5 protein-coding genes are annotated in these 5,603 nt (G+C 61.0%); 2 read left to right on the top strand and 3 right to left on the bottom strand.

Annotated features, from left to right (window positions below; all coding sequences use genetic code 11):
* The first annotated feature begins 953 nt into the window (after nucleotides 1-953).
* Together MKK60_RS18690 and MKK60_RS18695 are read left to right on the top strand one after the other, a co-directional pair.
* Nucleotides 954-2,597: a putative bifunctional diguanylate cyclase/phosphodiesterase gene (locus MKK60_RS18690; RefSeq protein WP_243988134.1), complete on the top strand. Its 1,644-nt coding sequence runs from the start codon at nucleotides 954-956 to the stop codon at nucleotides 2,595-2,597.
* A gap of 28 nt (nucleotides 2,598-2,625) precedes the next feature.
* Nucleotides 2,626-3,597 (top strand): BLUF domain-containing protein, encoded by a 972-nt coding sequence (locus MKK60_RS18695; protein WP_243988135.1) that lies wholly within the window; start codon nucleotides 2,626-2,628, stop codon nucleotides 3,595-3,597.
* A 27-nt stretch (nucleotides 3,598-3,624) separates the two neighbouring features.
* Here the strand turns inward: MKK60_RS18695 and MKK60_RS18700 are convergent, their stop codons facing one another.
* The 3 genes from MKK60_RS18700 to MKK60_RS18715 all read right to left on the bottom strand — a co-directional run.
* Entirely contained in the window at nucleotides 3,625-3,807 is a 183-nt protein-coding gene (locus tag MKK60_RS18700; protein ID WP_243988139.1) for a hypothetical protein, read from the bottom strand.
* Between the two features lie 1,197 nt (nucleotides 3,808-5,004).
* Nucleotides 5,005-5,217 (bottom strand): hypothetical protein, encoded by a 213-nt coding sequence (locus MKK60_RS18710; protein WP_243988137.1) that lies wholly within the window; start codon nucleotides 5,215-5,217, stop codon nucleotides 5,005-5,007.
* 223 nt (nucleotides 5,218-5,440) lie between these two features.
* On the bottom strand, nucleotides 5,441-5,603 hold a 163-nt coding region (locus tag MKK60_RS18715; protein ID WP_243988138.1), incomplete at its 5' end, for a DUF3597 domain-containing protein.

Consider the following 5,603-nt stretch of genomic DNA (forward strand, 5'->3'; position numbering starts at 1 on the left):
CTGGCCTTCGCGGTGCGCCCCGGGGATGCGTCACCATCCACGGACTGAAGGCCCGCGCGCTGCCGCTGGTCGACGGGACGATGATCCGCAACGACGCGACCGGGGCGACGGTGATCGACCTCGGGCCGCCCGGGCGCGACCCGCTCGCCCTCTACCGGTGAATGAAGTTGCAAGTTGGATAAGGGATTTTAATTCGTGAGACAATCATAGATTTAATTATTCTTATTATTTTATCCGGCTGTTCCGTCGGCGGCCGAGACCGAACGCGGCTCCTGGGGCTCCCTGTGTGGTTCTTGGCCTATTCGACAGATCGTTCGGTTTCGGACAGTTGCCGCGCCTCGATCAGCCCGGATAGTGCTTCGGCCTCGGGGTCGGACAGGTGCCCTTTCCCGAACTGACGGAGTACATCCAACGCTCAACTTGGGTCGGATGTGGAACGTCAGCTTCTGGATCGGAGACCAAGGTCCGGTAGCCACCCTTCTCGGACCTTGCTGCGTGCAGCCTTGCGAGTCGGGAAAACGGTCGAATAACCGATAAAAAAGAAAATGGGATAGCCGTCTTGCTTAGGCGGATCTTTGCTAGCCCGTTTCAAGCAATTACAAATCAATCAAAACCTAATACACTACCGTATTATTTAATGAATTCTTTGTTTTTGATAATAAATTTGAAATATTTGTTTTTTAGGAGTGATATTATTGATTAGTCAATGGATGAAGATAATTGTCACAGAAAAGTGCATAAACGACCTTTGTCAAAAGCCGAAATAGCGACTTAAGAAACATTTAGCTGTCTCTCGCTATGATCGGCCTGATCGCTCGTGTGCGCTTGTGCGCAGGTCGGGTGCGACCTGAAGGCTTCTTGCCATGCTTTCGCCCTTACGCGTTGTGTCCAAATCTATGCACGACGAAGCTCCTGAGCAATCCAGCCTCCGGAGCGCTGCCACGGCATTGCCGATGTTGCTGCCCTACCTGAACTCTGTTCGGCATGGCTTGCTACTAATCGACGAGCATGGGCGCGTCATCCTCGTCTCTGGTCAGTCGCTAAGCCTTCTCAGCAGTCACAACGCACTGATTTCGGAAGGCTCTTCTGTCCGACACATCCTTCGCATCGTTCGCAACAGCGCGGGAGATCATTGGAAGCAGGTACGAGCGCAGCTGCGTCGTTCCTTTGCACAAGCCGAAAGCTCTACCTTCGAGATTACGCTTCATGAACACCTCCTGGGCATCGGCCTATACCCCGTCGCCGATCAAGGATGGGCAATCACGTTCGAGGACGTCACCGCGCGTCGGGCCGCCGAAGTTCAGGCCGACGAAATGGCTCGGCACGATCCGCTCACAGGCCTGCCGAACCGGCTTCTCCTGCGTGAGCGCCTTAAGGAGTCAATCGGGCGCCTGCAGCGCACTGGCGAGGCGTGTGCCGTCCTGCTGATCGACCTAGACCGGTTCAAGCCCGTCAACGACACGTTGGGTCATCCGATGGGGGATGCCCTGCTGAAGAAGGTCGCCGATCGACTGCGCTCCACCGTGCGGCCGACCGATACCGTGGCGCGGATCGGCGGCGACGAGTTCGTCATCCTACAGACCGGCGTCAAAGAGGCCGCCGACACGCAGGCGCTGGCCCGCCGCCTCGTGGACCTGATCGGACGGACCTACATGGTCGACGGCCACCTGCTCACCATCGGGGCCAGCGTTGGCGTTGCGCTCGCGCCGGGCGACGGCAGCGATGCCGACACCCTCCTGAAGAACGCCGACCTTGCGCTCTACCGGGCCAAGCTCGACGGGCGAGCCACCTACCGCTTCTTCGAGCCGGAGATGGATGCGCGTATGCAGGCGCGCCGGCAACTCGAACTCGACATGCGCCAAGCGCTGGCGCGTCGTGAATTCCAGCTGCACTACCAGCCGCAGCTTCAATTGGAAGGCAACCGGCTGGTGGGCTGCGAGGCGCTGATCCGCTGGCAGCACCCGGTGCGCGGGATGGTCTCGCCCCTCAACTTCATCCCGTTGGCCGAAGAGATCGGCCTGATCGTGCCGATCGGCGAATGGGTGATGCGCCAAGCTTGCCGCGATGCGGTGACCTGGCCCGCCCCACTCTCGGTCGCCGTCAACGTCTCGCCGGCCCAGTTCAAGAGCGAGCGTCTCGTCGAGATGATCATGTCTGCGCTGGCCGCCTCCGGGCTGCCCGCCACGCGCCTCGAGGTGGAGATCACCGAGGGCGTCCTCCTGCAGCATAGTGAGAAAACCCTGCAGACCTTGCACCGCCTACGCGAACTTGGTGTGCGCGTGTCGATGGACGATTTCGGCACCGGCTACTCGTCCCTGAGCTACCTGCGCAGCTTTCCCTTCGACAAGATCAAGATCGACCGATCCTTCGTGAGCGATCTGTCCGGCAAGCGCGACGGCGAGGCGATCATTCGCGCCATTGCCGGTCTCGGCAAGAGCCTCGGCATGACCACCGTCGCCGAGGGCGTCGAGACGGCTGACCAGATGGAGCGCATCCGCGCGGAGGGCTGCACCGATGTTCAGGGCTACCTGATCAGCAAGCCGGTTCCCGCCTCCGAGGTTCTGAAGTTCCTTTCCGCCGACCTCACAGCCTACTGACCGATCTTTCCGCCTGGAGCTTTTTGCCGTGAGTGATCTCTACCGCCTCGTCTATGCCAGCAAGAACCACCTGCAGGGAACGGACGCCGAGGTTGCCGAAGCCGTCTCGCAAATCCTAGCCGCGTCTCAGCGCAACAACGCCAAGGTCGACGTCACTGGTGCGCTGATGTTCAACGCAGGCGCGTTCGCGCAGGTGCTGGAAGGCCCGCAGCCGGGTGTCGAGAGCACCTTCGAGCGCATCCAGTGCGACCCGCGCCACGGCGACGTAACGGTTCTGCAATGCGGCCCGGCCAAGAGCCGCAGCTTCACGAACTGGTCGATGGCCTTCGTGGGCCAGTCCGCGACCGGCCGCACCCGTTGGGAGGGGATCGCCGCTGCGAGCGGCTTCGATCTGACCCGGCTCGACGGCGACGCGGTTTTCGCCATGCTGCACGACTTGGTGCTGGATGAGGAAGGCGTCCCGGCCGCCGCGCCCGTTCCTGCCGAGCTGCCTAAGACAGTCGACATCTCCAAGACGGCCGAAATGCCCTGCACCGGATTGGACGTCGAGCGCGTTCGCGCGGAGCTGCTGGAACCTGGCCGAGCCTTCCAGGCCTCGACTGAGGCGGAGCTGGTCACCCGCTCGCGCTATCGGGACGAAGCGGCCCCGTCGTTCAAGCGCGCGCCGGCGAAACCCGAACTCGCCCGATCCGAAGCCTTGAAGGCGGATCCCAGCAAGCTCGATGCGGTCCTAGCCCTCCTGCGGGATGCTCTCGCCCAAGAGCGTCAGCGCACGACCGACCTTCGCAATGACCTCGATGACCTGCACATCGCCCTCGCCCTTGAGCAGAAGCAGTCGGACGAGATCCGTTGCGAAAGAGATCTTTGGGCTTGGCGTGCGCAACTGCTGGCAAAAGCGATCGGCCGGGAAGCCGGTGAACTAGAGAGCAATTTGGATCCGACAGAAGCCGAGGCTTCCATGGCTCACGGCCAAAGCGCCTCGATAAGAGTCGTTGCCTGAGGAAAGGTCGAGTAGGCAATGGAAGCCTTAGACTGCCACCGCGCTTTTGCCTTCCATGCGCCCGATGCTGGCCACGATGACCAGGATGGCAGAGAATGGGTTCGCGGTGGGGGTTGTGGACGTGTCAGACGGTGCCGCGCACTCAGCCTTCTGGAAGTCGTTCCACTGCCCGTTCAATGTGCCAGCCTGCTTGGCGGCTTGGTACTTCACGGAACAGTCCTTGGCGGATAGCGCCAAAGCTGGCGAGGCCAGCATGGCCGCACCAAAGGCGAGTGACAGGACGGATCGTGCGAGAGGAGCCTTGAGGGGGTAAGTCTCCAGACCGAACCATGCGCGGCCGACAGCGCTAAGATGGCCCAGCCGGAGTTGTCCAACAATCACTTAGCTCGCGCGTCCGTCAACTCGGATCACACGTCACTAGCTCGATGTTGTCGAGAAAGGCACGCCTCGCTACAGCGCGCCATGGATAAGCTCGAAGCCCTTCTGGACCGCCTCAAGACCCGGCAGCGCGACCTAATCATGGAAGCCGCTCAGTACGATACGATGCCAGCCGACAGCACGTTGAAGCGGATTGCGGAGCTTGAGAACGCTATTGCGGCGGTGGAGGCAGTAGCGGATGAGGAACGGACTCGGCGGAGGGAAGTGTGCCCAAAGTAAGCCCTCCCTCATAAGCACAGCAGCACCCCGAGCATCATGACCTGTAAAGCCAGCAGGAAGCTGATCAGTATTTTCGCATCGCGATCATAAATGATCTGAGCCAGCCGCTCAGCCTCGGTCTGCATCAGACCTGGCCCTCGCGCGACCTGTGTAAGAGAGCATAAGGTGCCCGGTGGGGTTCCACACCATTGCGATGCGCCGCTTACTGGATCTGTGCGCGTCCACTTCGTAAGCCGCGATTGTGACAGCCTCGATTTCGCTGTCGGCTTCGTAGAGCAAAGGTTTCCCGCTGGGTGTGCCGGCTGAACCTATCTGCTGCACCCTGACACTGTAAGCCATCGCGTGCCCTCCAGCATTTGGCGCCCGCGCCAGCCGATCGGGGAAAAATTCCGCCGGCGCGGGCGTTACCGAAGTTGCCGACCGGCAGCGACGGCGACAGAACGTCGCATAGGCCACCGCCTTTCATATTATCAAAAGAACGAAATGAACGCAGTAAACGAATAAAAAATTTGAATTTTTGGGAAATTCGATAATAATTCGATCAAATCTTAAGGCTCACCTTTTGAGTATCTGTCTCGTAAGAGCGTCGTGGCGGCTTTGCTCAAGTCGTTTCGATCGCTCACGGGTTATGACCTGAGATTACCCGCTGTGCGTCTCCTCCCGAACCAACTTCGCCCCGCCGCCAGTCTGGTGCGCGGGGCGTTTTGGCATTGAGATCGAGAGCGTGGGGCGGGTAGGCGTAGGGGTCGGTCATAACGCTTGCCGCCTCGCGCAGATCATCCAGGCATCGCGGTCTGCGCGGGCCACGACCAACTCAGCCTGCAACTCCTCCACACGGGCATGCATCTCGCCGGCATCGACGGCGGTCTCGATTAAGAGTTCCTGAGCCTCGGCGAGCGCCGCGCGCAATTTCGTGTTCTCGGTCGCGAGCGCTAGGACCAGAGCCGTCGTCTCGTCGCTCATCCTTCGGCAACTTGTTCGGCGCATGCTGAGCTACGCTGCATAGGCGGCCAGCTGATCGCCCCCAATCCGCTGCGGCGGCCCTGCTTTCCCACCCCACAGCAGGGCCGCCTCCCACAGTCCAGTTGATCCGCCTACAGCGTGCCCTTCGGGTCCGATGCCGGCTCGACCTCGCGCGCACCCCACATCGGACCTGGTTGCGAAAGGCTAAGCCGAAACGCGGCGATCAGGCGTGCTGGAAGTCGGCCGGCACCTTACCGCCGTTCTCCGCGAACTTCTGGACCACCTGCTTGTGCAGCCAGACGTTCATCGTGGCCAAGTCGTCCTTGTCGCCGGTGTAGTGCAGCTCGTCAGCGAGCTGCTTGCGGGCGGTCAGGCTGCTGTCGAGG

Source organism: Methylobacterium sp. J-092, from assembly GCF_022829325.1.
In the GTDB taxonomy this organism is placed as follows: Bacteria; Pseudomonadota; Alphaproteobacteria; order Rhizobiales; family Beijerinckiaceae; genus Methylobacterium.